A 15,148-nucleotide genomic window follows, 5' to 3' on the forward strand; every position below is an offset into this window, starting at 1 on the left:
GCGAGAGTAGGGAACTGCCAGGCATCAAATAAGTGAAGAAACCCTGAACGAAAGTTCAGGGTTTTTTTACGTCTGCAGATCGGCGAAATCAATGCTAACAGCCACGAAGATCGCCAAAATACCGCTAAATGCGCTGCGAAAAAAGATTGAAGTGCTCCGTAAAATCCCCCATTTTTCCTCTCAAACACTGTCATTACACCTCATCTATATGCAAAAAAAGCATAGAACACCGCGTTGGTCGCGCAAAGATGTAGCATAAATAGGCGGATCAGACCTCCAAATCCCGCTTTAAACTGAAACATTTTCATAATCCGCATGAAGACTCGACATTCAGCGGATGCCAGGCTAACCTCGGGCATCTGGATGTCTAAACGTTTATACGGTTATCAGTAAGAGGTCAGTTAGCTATGCCAATCAGAATCCCCGACGAATTACCGGCAGTGAATTTTTTGCGTAATGAGAACGTGTTTGTCATGGCCTCATCGCGCGCCAGTGTTCAGGAGATTCGCCCGCTAAAAGTACTGATCCTCAACCTGATGCCAAAAAAGATCGAAACGGAAAATCAGTTCTTACGCTTACTCTCCAACTCGCCACTGCAGATCGACATACAGCTACTGCGCATCGACAGCCGTGAGTCACGCAATACGCCGAGCGAGCATCTCAATAACTTTTACTGCAACTTCGAAGATATTGAGCACGATAATTTCGATGGTCTGATCGTTACGGGTGCCCCGCTGGGATTGGTGGATTTCAATGACGTGGCATACTGGCCGCAGATTCAGCGTGTGCTGCACTGGGCGAAAGAACACGTCACATCCACGCTGTTTGTCTGTTGGGCGGTACAAGCCGCGCTGAACATTCTGTACGGCATTCCAAAGCAAACGCGTCAGAACAAACTTTCAGGCGTGTATGAACATCAAATCCTGCATCCGCATGCTTTGTTAACCCGTGGATTTGACGACAATTTCCTCGCGCCGCATTCGCGTTATGCTGATTTCCCGAGCCAGTTAATTCGCGACTATACCGATCTCGAGTTGTTTGCCGAATCTGACGCCACCGGGGCTTACCTGATGGCGAGCAAAGACAAGCGCCTGGCGTTTGTAACTGGCCATCCTGAATACGATGCGCTGACGTTATCCGGTGAATACCATCGTGATTATGATGCCGGGCTGCATCCGGAAGTACCATTTAACTACTTCCCACAAGACAATCCTGAACTGCCACCGCGTGCCACCTGGCGCAGCCACGGTAATCTGTTGTTCTCAAACTGGCTAAACTATTACGTTTACCAGATTACACCGTTCGATCTGCGTCATATGAACCCCACACTCGACTAAAGCAAAGCTCGCTTTTCTCGTTAAATGTGCCGTGACAGCCTCGTGCTGTCGCGGCATTTTTTTTGCCTTGCGCAAGCTTGTGGAATCCATTGCCTTTAATTTGAGAGTTTAAATTACATATTTATCAGTACAATAAGGCAGTTTAAATATAAAAATGGAAATAGTTTTTGAAAATAATATAAAAATCATTATGCTCTGATCTTGCCGGTTAAAAATCACCCTACACCCGGATCCCCGTAAATGGGGACGGATCATAACAGGAGCAGCCCGCATGACAGATTCGGTTATCCACAATACGCTGACCTTCACTCAGCCCTTTACCTACGCGGAAAAGCAGCTGCTCACCCCGCAAGCCATCGACTTCCTGCACACACTGGTCGCGCGTTTTGCACCGGAACGTGAGCGCCTGTTAAAAGCACGTCAGCAGCGCCAGCATCGTTACGATCAGGGTGCCTTACCTGACTTTGATTCGGAAACCACTTCCATTCGTGAACGTGACTGGCAGGTTCGCCCGATTCCCCAATTGCTGCGCGATCGTCGCGTCGAGATCACCGGCCCGCCGGATCGCAAAATGGTGATCAACGCGCTGAATGCGAACGTCAACGTCTTCATGGCCGATTTCGAGGATTCGCTGGCGCCCACCTGGCAGAAATTGATGGATGGCCAGCTGACACTGCGGGATGCGGTCAACGGCACGCTGAACTTCACCAGTGAAGCGGGCAAGATCTACCAGCTGAAATCCGATCCTGCTCTGCTGATGTGTCGTGTACGTGGGCTGCATCTGAATGAAAAACACGTTGAATGGCGCGATCGGGCCATTCCCGGCGGGCTGTTTGATTTTGCGCTCTACCTGTTCCACAACGTTGAGGCACTGCTGGAAAAGGGGCATGGCCCCTGGTTTTATCTGCCAAAAACCGAGCATGCATCTGAAGTGGCGTGGTGGCGTGAGATCTTCCGCTTTAGCGAGGATCGCTTTGATCTGCCGCGCGGCACCATCAAAGCCACGGTATTGATCGAAACGCTGCCAGCGGTATTCCAGATGGATGAGATCTTGTGGGAGCTGCGCGATCACGTGGTGGGCCTGAACTGTGGTCGCTGGGATTACATCTTCAGCTACATCAAAACCCTGGCACAGCACGGCGATTGCATTCTGCCGGACCGCCAGCAAATCAGTATGGATCAGCCCTTCCTCGATGCCTATTCACGGTTGCTGATCAAAACCTGCCACCGCCGCGGCGCACTGGCGATGGGCGGCATGTCCGCGCTGATTCCGAGCAAAGATGCCGAGCGTAATGCGTGGGTGATGCAGAAAGTACAGGAAGACAAAGCGCGTGAAGCCGGTAACGGCCATGACGGCACCTGGGTCGCGCATCCGGGGCTGGCCGATATCGCCATGGCTGAATTCGACCGTCAGCTCGGCAATCAGCCTAATCAGCTGCAGGTCAGTCGCGATCAGGATGCACCCATCACCGCCGAACGTCTGCTGCGGCCATGTCGGGGTCTGCGCACTGAAGTGGGTATGCGCGCCAACATTCGCGTGGCGTTGCAGTACCTTGAGGCGTGGATTGGGGGTAACGGCTGCGTGCCGATTGATGGGTTGATGGAGGATGCCGCCACGGCAGAAATTGCCCGCACCTCCATCTGGCAGTGGATTCATCACAAGCAGATCCTCAGCGATGGCCAACTGGTGACCGCCGAACTGTTTGAGCGGCTACTCGATGAAGAGATGCTGGCCCTGCAACAAACGCTGGGCGAGGAGCGCTTCCGTAGCGGACGCTTTGCCGATGCCGCCGCGCTGATGGCGCAAATCACCACGGATAACGAACTGGTTTCTTTCCTTACTCTGCCGGGCTACCGCCTGCTGCCATGAACCTGGAGATAACGCTATGAATCGTCACCAACAGATCAAACAACTGGAATCGAGCTGGAACGACGCGCGCTGGCAGGGCATTACCCGCCCCTATAGCGCGGAAGATGTTATCAACCTGCGTGGCTCAGTGAATCCGGCCTGCACGCTGGCAGAGCGCGGGGCGAATAAACTGTGGTCGTTGCTCAATGGTGAGTCCACCAAAGGGTATATCAACAGCCTCGGCGCCTTAACCGGCGGGCAGGCAATACAGCAAGCCAAAGCCGGAATAGAGGCGATCTATCTCTCCGGCTGGCAGGTGGCTGCGGATGCGAATATGGCCGGGCAGATGTATCCCGATCAGTCGCTCTATCCGGCGAACTCGGTGCCGAATGTGGTCGAGCGTATCAATCAGAGCTTCCAGCGCGCCGACCAGATTCAGTGGGCGAATGGTCTGTCGCCAGAAGATGAAGGCTTTATTGACTACTTCCTGCCGATTGTGGCGGATGCAGAAGCGGGGTTTGGTGGCGTGCTCAATGCTTTCGAGCTGATGAAATCGATGATTCAGGCAGGTGCCGGTGCGGTGCACTTTGAAGATCAGCTGGCCTCGGTGAAGAAGTGTGGCCATATGGGTGGCAAAGTGTTAGTGCCCACTCAGGAAGCGATTCAGAAACTGGTGGCTGCGCGGCTGGCAGCTGATGTCATGGGCGTGCCGACGATATTGCTGGCACGCACCGATGCGGATGCCGCTGACTTGATTACCTCCGACTGTGACGAGCGCGATGCGCCGTTTATCACCGGGCAACGTACCGCTGAAGGGTTCTTCCGTACTCGCGCCGGTATTGAGCAGGCGATCAGCCGTGGCTTGTCGTATGCGCCGTACGCAGATGTATTGTGGTGCGAAACCTCGACGCCGGATCTCGAACTGGCGCAACGTTTTGCCGACGCGATTCACGCGCAGTATCCGGGCAAGTTGCTGGCCTACAACTGCTCGCCGTCATTCAACTGGAAGAAGAATCTCGACGATCGCACCATCGCCCGTTTCCAGCAGGCATTAAGCGACATGGGCTATCGCTTCCAGTTCATTACGCTGGCCGGCATTCATAGCATGTGGTTCAACATGTTCGATCTTGCACACGCGTATGCGCAGGGTGAAGGGATGCGCCATTACGTTGAGAAAGTGCAGCAGCCGGAATTTGCCGCGCGCGAAAAAGGCTACACCTTCTCCTCGCATCAGCAGGAAGTGGGCACCGGCTATTTTGATCGCATCACCAACGTGATTCAGGGCGGCCAGTCTTCCGTGACCGCACTGACCGGTTCGACAGAAGCTGCGCAGTTCTGATCAGTCTGCATGCGTACCCTACGAAAATTGCACGACACATTCGTAGGGTCGCCATTGATGGCGACTAAAACCGCATCGCGGACTTTCATCACGCCTGGCCCATGGATGGGCTCCCTTTGCCGGAGCGTTGCCGATGACACCGAGAGAATCTCTGATCGCCCACACCATTCTGCAAGGTTTCGACGCGCAGTATGGCCGCTTTCTGGATATCACCGCAGGCGCCCAGCAGCGCTTCGAGCAGGCCGACTGGCATGCCGTGCAGCAGGCAATGAAAGCGCGTATCCATCTTTACGATCACCATGTTGGATTGGTGACCAACCAACTGCGCATCCTCAATGATGTGTCAAACTGGGATGAAGCGTTCTGGCTGCGGGTAAAAAGCCACTATGAGACGCTGCTACCCGGTTATCCGCGCCATGAAATTGCCGAAAGCTTCTTTAATTCCGTCTATTGTCGCTTGCAGGGGCACAGCCATCTCGATCCCAATCGGCTGTTTATCTTCCCGTCGCAGCCCTATGTCGCCGCGCCGATGGCACAACGTCCATTGTCGCGGCTGTACCGTCCACAAGGCAGCTGGCATGAAGTATTAAGGCAGGTTCTGAACGATATTCCTTTGCGCTTGCCCTGGCAGGATATCACCCGCGATATCGGCTGGATCGTCCGCCACTTGCATGAACAGTTCAGCCCCGCTCAACTGGCCACCGCCACGCTGGATGTCGCCGGTGAACTGTTCTACCGCAATAAAACCGCCTGGATCGTGGCGCGATTGCAGTTGAGTGATGGCATGGTGCCTTGCTTGCTGCCCATCCAGCGCGATGAGGCGGGACGCTTGTGGATCGATACCTGCTTAACCGACAGCGACGACGCCAGCATCGTCTTTGGCTTCGCACGCGCCTATTTTATGGTGTATGCACCGGTGCCCGCAGCGTTGGTTGCCTGGCTGCAACCGATTCTGCCGGGTAAAACCCTCGCCGAACGCTACATGTCCATCGGCTGCCAGAAACACGGCAAAACCGAATGCTACCGCGAATACCTGCATTATCTGTCACACAGCGACGAAGAGTTCACCGTCGCGCCCGGCATCCGCGGCATGGTGATGCTGGTGTTTACGCTGCCCGGATTTGATCGCGTATTTAAGGTGATTAAAGATTGCTTCGCGCCGCAGAAAGAGGTCACTGATGCGCAGGTGCGTGACTGCTATCGCATGGTTAAAGAGCACGACCGTGTGGGACGCATGGCCGATACACAAGAGTTTGAGTACTTCGCGATACCGCGCGCACGTATCCCGGCAGCGCTGATGGTGGAGTTTGAACGCGATATTCCGGAGAAGATGGAACTGCGTGACGATGTGCTGATCATCCGCCATCTGTGGCTGGAACGCCGTATGGAGCCACTCAATTTGTGGCTGGCGCAGGCCACACCAGAACAGCGTCAGCACGCGATTGGCGAATATGGCGATGCGATTCGCCAGTTGGCGGCAGCGAACATTTTCCCCGGCGACATGCTATTCAAAAACTTCGGCATGACGCGTCACGGTCGCGTGGTGTTTTACGACTACGATGAAATTCGGCCTATGACCGAACTGAAGTTCCGCGATGTGCCGCCAGCACGTTACGAAGAGGATGAGCTGCAAGCCGAGCCGTGGTACAGCGTGGGGCCGGATGATGTGTTCCCCGAAACCTTCCGCTATGCGCTGTGCAGCGAGCCGGGCACCGGTAAGTTATTGCTCGCGCTGCACCCGCAGCTGTTTGATCCGGGCTGGTGGCGCGCGCTGCAAACGCGCATCCGGGAAGGGCATATCGAAGAAGTGATCGCCTGGCGCGCCGGACAGCGTTTCAGCGCGCGCTATGCATCAGTGGCCGCTTAGCGGCCAGAATAGGTCTGCGTGACCAGCCTGGCGGCACGGATCACCAGCGCGCCCAGTTCGGTCACACGGTCGTCGGTCATGCGTGCTATCGGGCCGGAAATCGAGATGGCGGCAAAAGGCTCGCCGTGCTCATCATAGATGGGTGCCGCCACGCAGCGCAGGCCCAGCGCGTGCTCTTCATCATCGTGCGAAAAGCCCATCTTACGGATCAGCGCCAGATTCTCTTTCAGGCTGTGCGGAGACATCAAAGTTTTCGGCGTGTAGTGGTGCAATCCTTTCTGATGCAACAGCGCGGTCACCTGCTCATCGCTGAGATGGGCGAGAAATGCTTTGCCTGCGCCAGACGCGTGCATCGGTAGCTTACCGCCAATCGGTGCCGACATACGCATCAGCTGCGTACACTGCACCTGGTCGATAATCACTGCCTGATAGTCGCTGAGATCCAGCACCGCCAGATTCACTGTCTCTCCGGCATCTTCCATCAGTTTACGCAGGATGGGATGCACAATCGCCAGCAGATTGCGGCTCTGAAGAAAACTGCTGCCGACCACAAAGGCATGTGAGCCGATGGTCCAGAAGCCCAGATCACCAACCTGATGCACAAATCCCTGCTGCTGCATGGTGGTCAGCAAGCGGTGCGTGGTGGAGTTAGGTAATCCGGCCTGTTGTGCCAGCTCGGTCAGGGCAACGCTGCCGTGAGATTCGGCGATCAGTTCAAGTAAACGCAAACCGCGCGTCAGGGATTGAACTTGTCCACCTGCCGGGGCGCTGGTGGCTGCTGCGGCACGTGGTTTTTTTCCACGTTTCGCCGGTACTGGGGTTGCCATAACGTCTCCACAATCGCATCAATGCTGGAAACCATTTTCGTTTTTGGGCGTATGAATGCAAACGCTGCTTTACTGGTCGGATCTGTAATGCTTTCAGGCTGAAAATGTCTCATCTGTCGTGACTTTTGCTCACCGGAAAGTTATGCCAGTATGTTTGGCTGGCATATTAGCCAACGCAATGACGTGGACGGGGCGAGAGTGAGCAATAAAACAGAAATGCTGCATCAGCAACTGGCACAGCGGATTATGATTTTGGACGGTGGCATGGGCACCATGATTCAGAGTTATAAACTCAGCGAAGCCGATTTTCGTGGCAGCCGTTTTGCCGACTGGCCCTCCGATTTGAAAGGCAATAACGACCTGCTAGTGCTCACCAAACCGGACGTTATTCGCGAAATTCATGATGCTTATCTTGCCGCTGGCGCAGATATTCTGGAAACCAACACCTTCAACTCCACCACCATTGCGATGGCAGATTACGCGATGGAAGCTTTGTCAGCGGAGATTAACTTTGAAGCGGCAAAACTGGCGCGCGCCAGTGCGGATGCATGGACGGTAAAAACACCTGACCGACCGCGCTATGTTGCGGGCGTGCTCGGCCCCACCAACCGCACCTGCTCCATCTCGCCGGATGTGAATGATCCTGCCTTCCGAAACGTCACCTTCAATCAGCTGGTGGAAGCCTACCGCGAATCAACGCATGCGCTGATTGAGGGTGGTTCAGATCTGATCATGATTGAGACGGTGTTCGATACCCTGAATGCCAAGGCGGCGATTTACGCGGTGCAGGTCGAGATGGAAGCGATGGGCGTGAAGCTGCCGGTGATGATCTCCGGTACCATTACCGATGCCTCGGGTCGCACACTCTCCGGCCAGACCACAGAAGGTTTCTACAACTCACTGCGTCACGCCGAGCCGCTGTCGTTTGGCCTGAACTGTGCGCTCGGTCCAGACGAGCTACGCCAGTACGTGCAGGAGCTATCCCGCATTGCGGAAGGCTATGTCACTGCTCACCCTAACGCCGGTTTGCCGAATGCGTTTGGTGAATACGATTTAGATGCGGCAACCATGGCTGAACAGATCGGCGAATGGGCGCGAGCCGGTTTCCTGAATATCATCGGCGGCTGCTGCGGTACCACGCCGGAACATATCGCGGCGATGGCGGCGGCGGTTGAGGGCGTTGCCCCCCGCCAGCTGCCTGAAATCCCTGTTGCCTGCCGTCTGTCCGGTCTGGAACCCCTGAATATTCACGCTGATTCGCTGTATGTGAACGTCGGTGAACGCACCAACGTCACGGGTTCGGCCAAATTTAAGCGTCTGATTAAAGAAGAGAAGTACAACGAAGCGTTGGATGTGGCCCGTCAGCAGGTGGAAAGCGGCGCGCAAATTATCGATATCAACATGGACGAAGGCATGCTGGATGCGGAAGCTGCGATGGTGCGCTTCCTCAACCTGATTGCCGGTGAACCCGATATCGCGCGCGTACCGATCATGATCGACTCCTCCAAGTGGGAGGTGATCGAGAAAGGGCTGCAGTGCATTCAGGGCAAAGGCATCGTTAACTCAATTTCGATGAAAGAGGGCGTTGAGCCGTTTATCGAACACGCGCGTAAAGTGCGACGCTACGGTGCCGCCATGGTGGTGATGGCGTTTGATGAAGTCGGCCAGGCGGATACCCGCGCACGTAAAATCGAAATCTGTCGTCGCGCCTACAAGATTCTGACGGAAGAGGTCGGTTTCCCGCCAGAAGACATCATTTTCGACCCAAACATCTTCGCAGTCGCCACCGGTATTGAAGAGCATAACAACTATGCGATGGACTTTATCGGCGCCTGTGAAGACATCAAGCGCGAGCTGCCGCATGCGATGATCTCCGGCGGCGTGTCTAACGTGTCGTTCTCGTTCCGTGGTAACGATCCAGTGCGCGAGGCGATTCACGCGGTGTTCCTCTATTACGCGATTCGCAATGGGATGGATATGGGCATCGTCAACGCCGGTCAGCTGGCGATCTATGACGACTTGCCCGCAGAACTGCGCGATGCGGTGGAAGATGTGGTGCTGAACCGTCGTGACGATGGCACTGAGCGTTTGCTGGAGCTGGCGGAGAAATATCGCGGTAGCAAGAGCGACGGTGAGCAGGAGAAGCAGCAGGCCGAATGGCGCAGTTGGGACGTGGTCAAGCGTCTGGAATACTCGCTGGTAAAAGGCATCACTGAATTTATTGAGCTGGACACCGAGGAGGCGCGTCAGGCTGCCGCACGGCCCATTGAAGTGATTGAAGGGCCGCTGATGTCCGGCATGAACGTGGTCGGCGATTTGTTCGGCGAGGGCAAAATGTTCCTGCCGCAGGTAGTGAAATCGGCGCGCGTGATGAAGCAAGCGGTGGCCTATCTCGAACCTTACATTGAAGCCAGCAAAGAAGTCGGGCGCAGCAACGGTAAAATCGTGCTGGCGACGGTGAAGGGCGATGTGCATGACATCGGTAAAAACATTGTCGGCGTGGTGCTGCAGTGTAATAACTACGAAATTATCGATCTTGGCGTGATGGTGCCAAGTGACAAAATCCTGAAAACCGCCATTGCTGAAAATGCCGATATCATTGGGCTTTCCGGGCTGATTACGCCTTCGCTGGATGAGATGGTCAACGTGGCGAAAGAGATGGAGCGCCAGGGCTTCACCATCCCGTTACTGATTGGCGGTGCGACCACGTCGAAAGCGCATACGGCAGTGAAGATCGAGCAGAACTACAGTGGTCCAACGGTGTATGTGCAAAACGCCTCACGCACCGTGGGTGTTGTCTCTTCACTGCTCTCAGAAAGCCTTAAAGAGGAGTTTATGGCCCGCACGCGCAAAGAGTACGACACGGTGCGCATTCAGCACGCACGTAAGAAGCCACGCACGCCGCCGGTCAGCCTGCAAACCGCACGCGACAACGATTACGCCATCGACTGGGAAAGCTATACGCCGCCGGTCGCGCATCGCCTTGGGGTCAGCGCGGTTGAAGCCAGTATCGACACCCTCCGTAACTACATCGACTGGACGCCGTTCTTTATGACCTGGTCGCTGGCGGGGAAATACCCGCGCATTCTCGAAGATGAAGTGGTGGGTGAAGAGGCTAAACGCCTGTTTGCCGATGCCAACGCCATGTTGGACAGGCTCAGTGAAACCGGCACCCTCAATCCGCGTGGCGTAGTTGGGATTTTCCCGGCAAACCGCGTCGGAGACGATATTGAAGTCTACCGTGATGAAAACCGCGATCAGGTGATAGGTGTGAGCCATCACTTACGTCAGCAGACCGAGAAAACCGACTTCGCCAACTACTGCTTAGCTGACTTTGTCGCACCGAAATCCAGCGCTAAAGCCGATTATCTCGGCGCGTTTGCTGTCACCGGTGGACTGGAAGAGGATGCGCTGGCCGAAGCCTATGAACAGCAGCATGATGACTACAACAAAATCATGATCAAGGCGCTGGCAGATCGTCTGGCAGAAGCTTTTGCCGAATATCTGCATGAGCGGGTACGTAAGGTGATTTGGGGCTTTGCCGCTCATGAGAACCTGAGTAACGAAGAGTTGATTCGCGAAAATTATCAGGGCATTCGTCCTGCTCCGGGCTATCCGGCCTGTCCGGAACACACGGAGAAAGCGCAAATCTGGCAGTTGCTGGATGTGGAGACGCACACTGGCATGAAGCTCACGGAGTCCTTTGCTATGTGGCCGGGTGCGGCAGTATCCGGCTGGTATTTCAGCCATCCGGACAGCAAATACTTCGCTGTGGCGCAGATTCAGCGTGATCAGGTGGAAGATTACGCGGCGCGTAAAGGGATGAGTGTCAGCGAGGTTGAGCGCTGGCTGGCACCGAATCTGGGTTATGACGCGGATTGATGGGCTGATGGCGTAAAAGGATACGCAGAGCATTCAGTCGGGGCCCAACCAGGCAAGGCCCCGAAACCTCCAGGAATGCGCCTGGAGGTCAACGCCGTTTCAACCTTCCACACTTGTCGTTAATTAAACCGCGCATCACGATCTGAGGTCATGTCATACAGCTGATATTTACGCCCCAGCATCTGTCCGCCATCACGCGTTAGCGGCACCCAATTCACCTGCGCACGGCCACGGGTTGGCGTCACGGTAAACAGATCCATTGGAATCGAGATATAGAAGCCTTTGGTGAAGTCGCCTTCGCCATAGGCTTCGGCGGACACGTTGGTTTTGGTGGCGTAGAAGCCGACCATCACACCGCTGTCGAAGCGCTTCGACACATCGACCGTCACACCTTTATCTTTCGCCAGATATTCACCGACGCTGGCTTTCACCAGCACGTCCTGCATGAACCATGGGCGCCAGTACGCGGTGAAGTGTCCGGTTGGCGCTTTGTAGTCGGTGAACTGCATCATGTTGTCCCAGTCACGTTGTTTCACGTAGTTGGCATCAACACCAAAAGCCCAGTTGCTGTCTATCGGACGATACAACACTTCACCACCCACGCCGCCGTACATGGTTTCGAGATAACCGCCGTACACCTGGCCATAGAAGCCATTGCCGAGATACCCCATGTAGTTGGCTTGCAGGTCATTAACGTAGACATTGTTCTCGACGTAGTCGCGAATATGGGTACGCACGCGCGGCAGGGTGGAGTCAGCCGGTGCGCCGTTGTAGTTAAATTTGTCGTAATTATTGGCGAGGTTACCAAACAGGCTGCCGCTAACCAGCAGGTGATCGGTCAGTGCGTAATCAACGCTGCCCATCACGCCCAGTTGGTACATGTAGAAGCTCTCAGGCCCACCAACCGACTGATTGAGCACCGGTGCCAGATTGTAGTGAAGGCGATCTTTGCGGATAAAGAAGCCTTGTTCAGTCTCGCCAGGATCGACCGGATTCTCACGCGTCTGCTGCAGCGGCTGCTCATGACCCAGCGGGTAACCGCTCAGCGCATTGTGCAGACTGGCGACATCAGTGCGGGTGGTCACCTGCGGCATATTGAGACGCGACTCGGTGACATCTATGGTATCAATGCCGGCCGGCAGGTTGTTCATGATGATGCGATTGGCACGATCGACGCCTTCGCGCGTATCGCGGTATTTCGTCTGTTCGCCAGAGACATACAGCGTACTGCCTTTGGTCTGGATGCGCGGACCGCTTAATCCGGCGTTGTACTTCAGATCGGTCAGCTGGTTGGCTACCACCGTCGGTTGCAACAGATCACCCTGCGGCTGCGGGTTATAAGCCGGTTTGGCACTATCAATGTGCGACTGGCGCAAATCGTTGAAGTTAGTGCGCACGGTCACGCCAAACATAAAGGTGTTGCCACGCTCATAGCTGGCGTTGACATCGGCCCAATCGGTCAGGCGATAAATCGCTCCCACGTTGACCTTGCTGCGCTGTTCCAGACGTCCGGCAAAGTCATCCTGATAGTCATTGCCTTCATATTCCAGCTTCAGACGTAGCGGCTGCCAGGGGGTTTGATACTCCACGCCGCCAAACAGTGCTGCCGGGCCGTGGAACATCTGGGAACCATTGATAGAACCCGCCGAGCCACCGCCGGTACGGCTACAGAAGCTATCGCTGTAGGAGCAGAACGGGTTTTTGATACTGCCGCTGTTACCGAGGTAGCCCCAGCCGATGCCCATGGTGAAATCAAACGGTCCCCAGGCTTTGGTTGCCACCAGATATTCACTGTCAAACAGGCCGGTACCGCCCAAATCACGCGATCCGACTGCCACTTCAGGCAGCCAGTAGCTCTCCTGCCACAGACGCAGCTTCACATCGAAGGCTTTGTCTTTATAACTTTGGTCGCCACTGAAGCCTTCAACTGCGCTATAGCGGCGCGTACGCACGTCAGTGTAACGCACGGTGGTTTCCAGCCATGGGAACAGCTGCAGCGAAGCAGAGTAGTAGCGATATTGATCGTTATCGCGGAAGTTCAGGCTGAATTCGCCCTCTTTCGCCATGCGTGCCGTGGGGGTCTGCATCAAACCCACGCCGCCGAAATCCGATTGTGATGGCCCGATGGGTTCCGGCCAGGTTTCCGCGTGCACCTGGCATGCCGCAGAGACAGAAGCAGCCAACAGGCTGAGAAGTAATTGTTTTTTCATCAGTCTGGAATCCGGTGTGTCAGAACAGAAAGCATGCGCGCATTCAAATCAGCTTTTCCCCACGGCAGGCTCCATGAGGTAAAGCCCAGCCAGATGATGCTGCCGGGTGCCACTTCCACGTGACGTTGATTCCAGTAGGCGACCGGCACCTGCTGCATCTGGCCCGAAGGCGAGATCACCGTGGCGAAACTGCGCTCGGCTCCTGACAGGCGATCGTGGGTATCAAGGTAATCACGCACGGTGCGACCAGGTTGCCAGCTTGCTTTGCCGGGATGTTCCAGCGCGCCGAGAATCAGCACCTGGTCAGGCTGAGGCAGCGTGTAGAGGTCGTAGCTGCCCTGTAGCGTGCGATTGGCTTCTGGACGCAGGCGCACCCAATCAGGATCGAGTTCAGTGAACTGGCGTCCGGTGACCTGTATCGTGCTGAGCTGGTGGATCACTGCGCCAATGGTCGCTGCCAGCGCATCGCCGCTTTCGGCCTGCCAGGTGCGTAAATCAGCCAGCAGCTGTTGCTGTTGTTGCTGTGCCACCGCCGTTGCGCCACGTTCAGCGATCACCGTACCGGGCCACCAGGTGTGCAGTGCCGGGTTGGTGACCAGCTGCGCCAGATTCTGTGCATGATCGATCTGCAGGCTGTGTTGGCTGTGCTGGTCATGCACCGTTACCTGGCTATCTGCCTGCGCATAACCGGCCGTCAGCAGCGCGATGGCCGTTAACAGAGGGGAGATTATTTTCATGATTTTGCCGGCTTCAGAATAGTGGTTTCAACTGGGAAGGCATCTGCGGCGAGCATTTGATTTGCCTGCAAAACGCTGCCATCACGGTTATCGATCCAGAAGGTGTTTTGCCATTCTGCGCCGACATCATCCATTCGCACGGTTTCGATCCAGATACGGCAGGGCACGCGCTCACCGGCGATAATCAGCACGGTGTCATCGCCGCGCTGAAAGGTGGAAGTGGCGGTGGCAGCGCGTACTTTCTCTTTCTCGCGCCACTGCACCACGCGGGTCCAGCTGACATTGTTTTGCAGATGCAGCGCATCGGCGAGCGGATCCTGCGCCAGATTGCTGACCTCATCAAGGTTGCTGGCCAGCCCCAGTGTTTTGACGAGCCTGCCATGCTGCATCACCAGCATCGCTTTATCCTGGGTGATCCATTTCAGCTGGCCGTTTTCGTCATACCCAAGTACCACGAAGATACGCGGTCCTTCATTGATGCGCGCATACAGGCTGGCGTAAGGGAGACTGGCAACCTGCTCATCGGTGACGGTGACATCATCCGGACCTTTCACGGCCAGCATCACGGTTTGTTCCAGGCCTTTTTGTGTTTGTGTGCAGGCCTGCAGCAGCAGGCAGAAAAGTAGCAAGGAGAGTCGGTGCACTGTGTATATCCCTGTCAAAAATAAAACCAGGCAAAAAATAACCACACGGCTGTGTGGTTATGTTTAAAGGTGCTACATCAACGCGTGGTGCTCGTTGTGGTGGTCGTTGTTGTGCCGGTATTTGCGCCGTCACCGCCGCCAGCAGCAGCGATGCCGAGTCCTACTAACGCGCCCAGTGCGCCGATACCCACAGCGGTCGTGGCACCGGTCGAGATTGCTCCCGCCTGCGCGCCCGCTGCAGCACCAGCTTCTTCCGGTGCGGCAATCGCAGCGGAAGAAACGGCAACGTAAAGTAAGGCTGCACCGGCAACCATCAGTTTTTTCATAACAACGTTTCCTGCATTTTTAGAAACAAATGAATGAAGGATGTACCCTAATTTCGGGCGCGTTCAGTATAGGGCAACAAATTACCAGAGTTCATCGCCAGTAAAAGAGGGTGAAAAACAGGGGTTATTC

At 55.5% G+C, this 15,148-nt stretch carries 11 protein-coding genes; 5 read left to right on the plus strand and 6 right to left on the minus strand.

The features are described 5' to 3' along the window. A partial coding sequence (locus JK231_RS16005; RefSeq protein ID WP_211729056.1) for a hypothetical protein occupies positions 1-194 on the minus strand: 194 nt, incomplete at its 3' end. 213 nt (positions 195-407) lie between these two features. On the opposite strand from JK231_RS16005, the gene metA reads away from it, so the two are divergent. From metA to aceK, 4 genes are all read left to right on the plus strand, one after another. Next, complete coding sequence (gene metA / locus JK231_RS16010; RefSeq protein WP_034827128.1) at positions 408-1,337, plus strand: homoserine O-succinyltransferase; 930 nt, start codon at positions 408-410, stop codon at positions 1,335-1,337. A gap of 271 nt (positions 1,338-1,608) precedes the next feature. After that, positions 1,609-3,207 carry a malate synthase A gene (aceB, locus tag JK231_RS16015; protein ID WP_211729057.1) on the plus strand — a complete coding sequence of 533 codons (1,599 nt, stop codon included), beginning with the start codon at positions 1,609-1,611 and terminating at the stop codon, positions 3,205-3,207. Between the two features lie 16 nt (positions 3,208-3,223). Continuing rightward, a complete protein-coding gene (gene aceA / locus JK231_RS16020) occupies positions 3,224-4,525 on the plus strand; it encodes an isocitrate lyase (protein ID WP_058960030.1) in 1,302 nt (433 codons plus the stop codon). 133 nt (positions 4,526-4,658) lie between these two features. Beyond that, on the plus strand, positions 4,659-6,392 hold the full coding sequence (gene aceK / locus JK231_RS16025) for a bifunctional isocitrate dehydrogenase kinase/phosphatase (RefSeq protein WP_211729058.1): 1,734 nt from the start codon (positions 4,659-4,661) through the stop codon (positions 6,390-6,392). On the opposite strand, the gene iclR is transcribed toward aceK, so the two are convergent. Further along, the gene (iclR, locus tag JK231_RS16030) at positions 6,389-7,219 is read right to left on the minus strand and encodes a glyoxylate bypass operon transcriptional repressor IclR (RefSeq protein WP_211729059.1); all 831 of its coding nucleotides are present in this window, start codon (positions 7,217-7,219) and stop codon (positions 6,389-6,391) included. The genes aceK and iclR overlap by 4 nt on opposite strands. A gap of 198 nt (positions 7,220-7,417) precedes the next feature. Here iclR and metH point away from each other — a divergent pair, with 198 nt between their 5' ends. Beyond that, positions 7,418-11,101, plus strand: coding sequence for a methionine synthase (metH, locus tag JK231_RS16035; protein WP_211729060.1), 3,684 nt, complete (start codon positions 7,418-7,420; stop codon positions 11,099-11,101). Positions 11,102-11,220: 119 nt separating this feature from the next. On the opposite strand, the gene JK231_RS16040 is transcribed toward metH, so the two are convergent. The 4 genes from JK231_RS16040 to yjbE form a co-directional block, all read right to left on the minus strand. Next, a complete protein-coding gene (locus JK231_RS16040) occupies positions 11,221-13,311 on the minus strand; it encodes a YjbH domain-containing protein (RefSeq protein ID WP_097118908.1) in 2,091 nt (696 codons plus the stop codon). Next, positions 13,311-14,048: a capsule biosynthesis GfcC family protein gene (locus JK231_RS16045; RefSeq protein ID WP_097118909.1), complete on the minus strand. Its 738-nt coding sequence runs from the start codon at positions 14,046-14,048 to the stop codon at positions 13,311-13,313. Before JK231_RS16045 ends, JK231_RS16040 begins: the two co-directional genes overlap by 1 nt. Further along, a complete protein-coding gene (locus JK231_RS16050; protein ID WP_211729061.1) occupies positions 14,045-14,692 on the minus strand; it encodes a YjbF family lipoprotein in 648 nt (215 codons plus the stop codon). Before JK231_RS16050 ends, JK231_RS16045 begins: the two co-directional genes overlap by 4 nt. Positions 14,693-14,769: 77 nt before the next feature. Beyond that, entirely contained in the window at positions 14,770-15,018 is a 249-nt protein-coding gene (gene yjbE, locus JK231_RS16055; RefSeq protein WP_034827112.1) for an exopolysaccharide production protein YjbE, read from the minus strand. Positions 15,019-15,148 lie beyond the last annotated feature (130 nt).

The organism is Pantoea sp. JGM49 (assembly GCF_018257655.1).
Lineage (GTDB): Bacteria > Pseudomonadota > Gammaproteobacteria > Enterobacterales > Enterobacteriaceae > Pantoea > Pantoea communis.

Bases quoted from the DNA above. Each gene is read 5' to 3' on its own strand.
- metA (WP_034827128.1), top strand. From the start codon at position 408: ATGCCAATCAGAATCCCCGACGAATTACCGGCAGTGAATTTTTTGCGT.
- aceB (WP_211729057.1), top strand. From the start codon at position 1,609: ATGACAGATTCGGTTATCCACAATACGCTGACCTTCACTCAGCCCTTT.
- aceA (WP_058960030.1), top strand. From the start codon at position 3,224: ATGAATCGTCACCAACAGATCAAACAACTGGAATCGAGCTGGAACGAC.
- aceK (WP_211729058.1), top strand. From the start codon at position 4,659: ATGACACCGAGAGAATCTCTGATCGCCCACACCATTCTGCAAGGTTTC.
- iclR (WP_211729059.1), bottom strand. From the start codon at position 7,219: ATGGCAACCCCAGTACCGGCGAAACGTGGAAAAAAACCACGTGCCGCA.
- JK231_RS16040 (WP_097118908.1), bottom strand. From the start codon at position 13,311: ATGAAAAAACAATTACTTCTCAGCCTGTTGGCTGCTTCTGTCTCTGCG.
- JK231_RS16045 (WP_097118909.1), bottom strand. From the start codon at position 14,048: ATGAAAATAATCTCCCCTCTGTTAACGGCCATCGCGCTGCTGACGGCC.
- yjbE (WP_034827112.1), bottom strand. From the start codon at position 15,018: ATGAAAAAACTGATGGTTGCCGGTGCAGCCTTACTTTACGTTGCCGTT.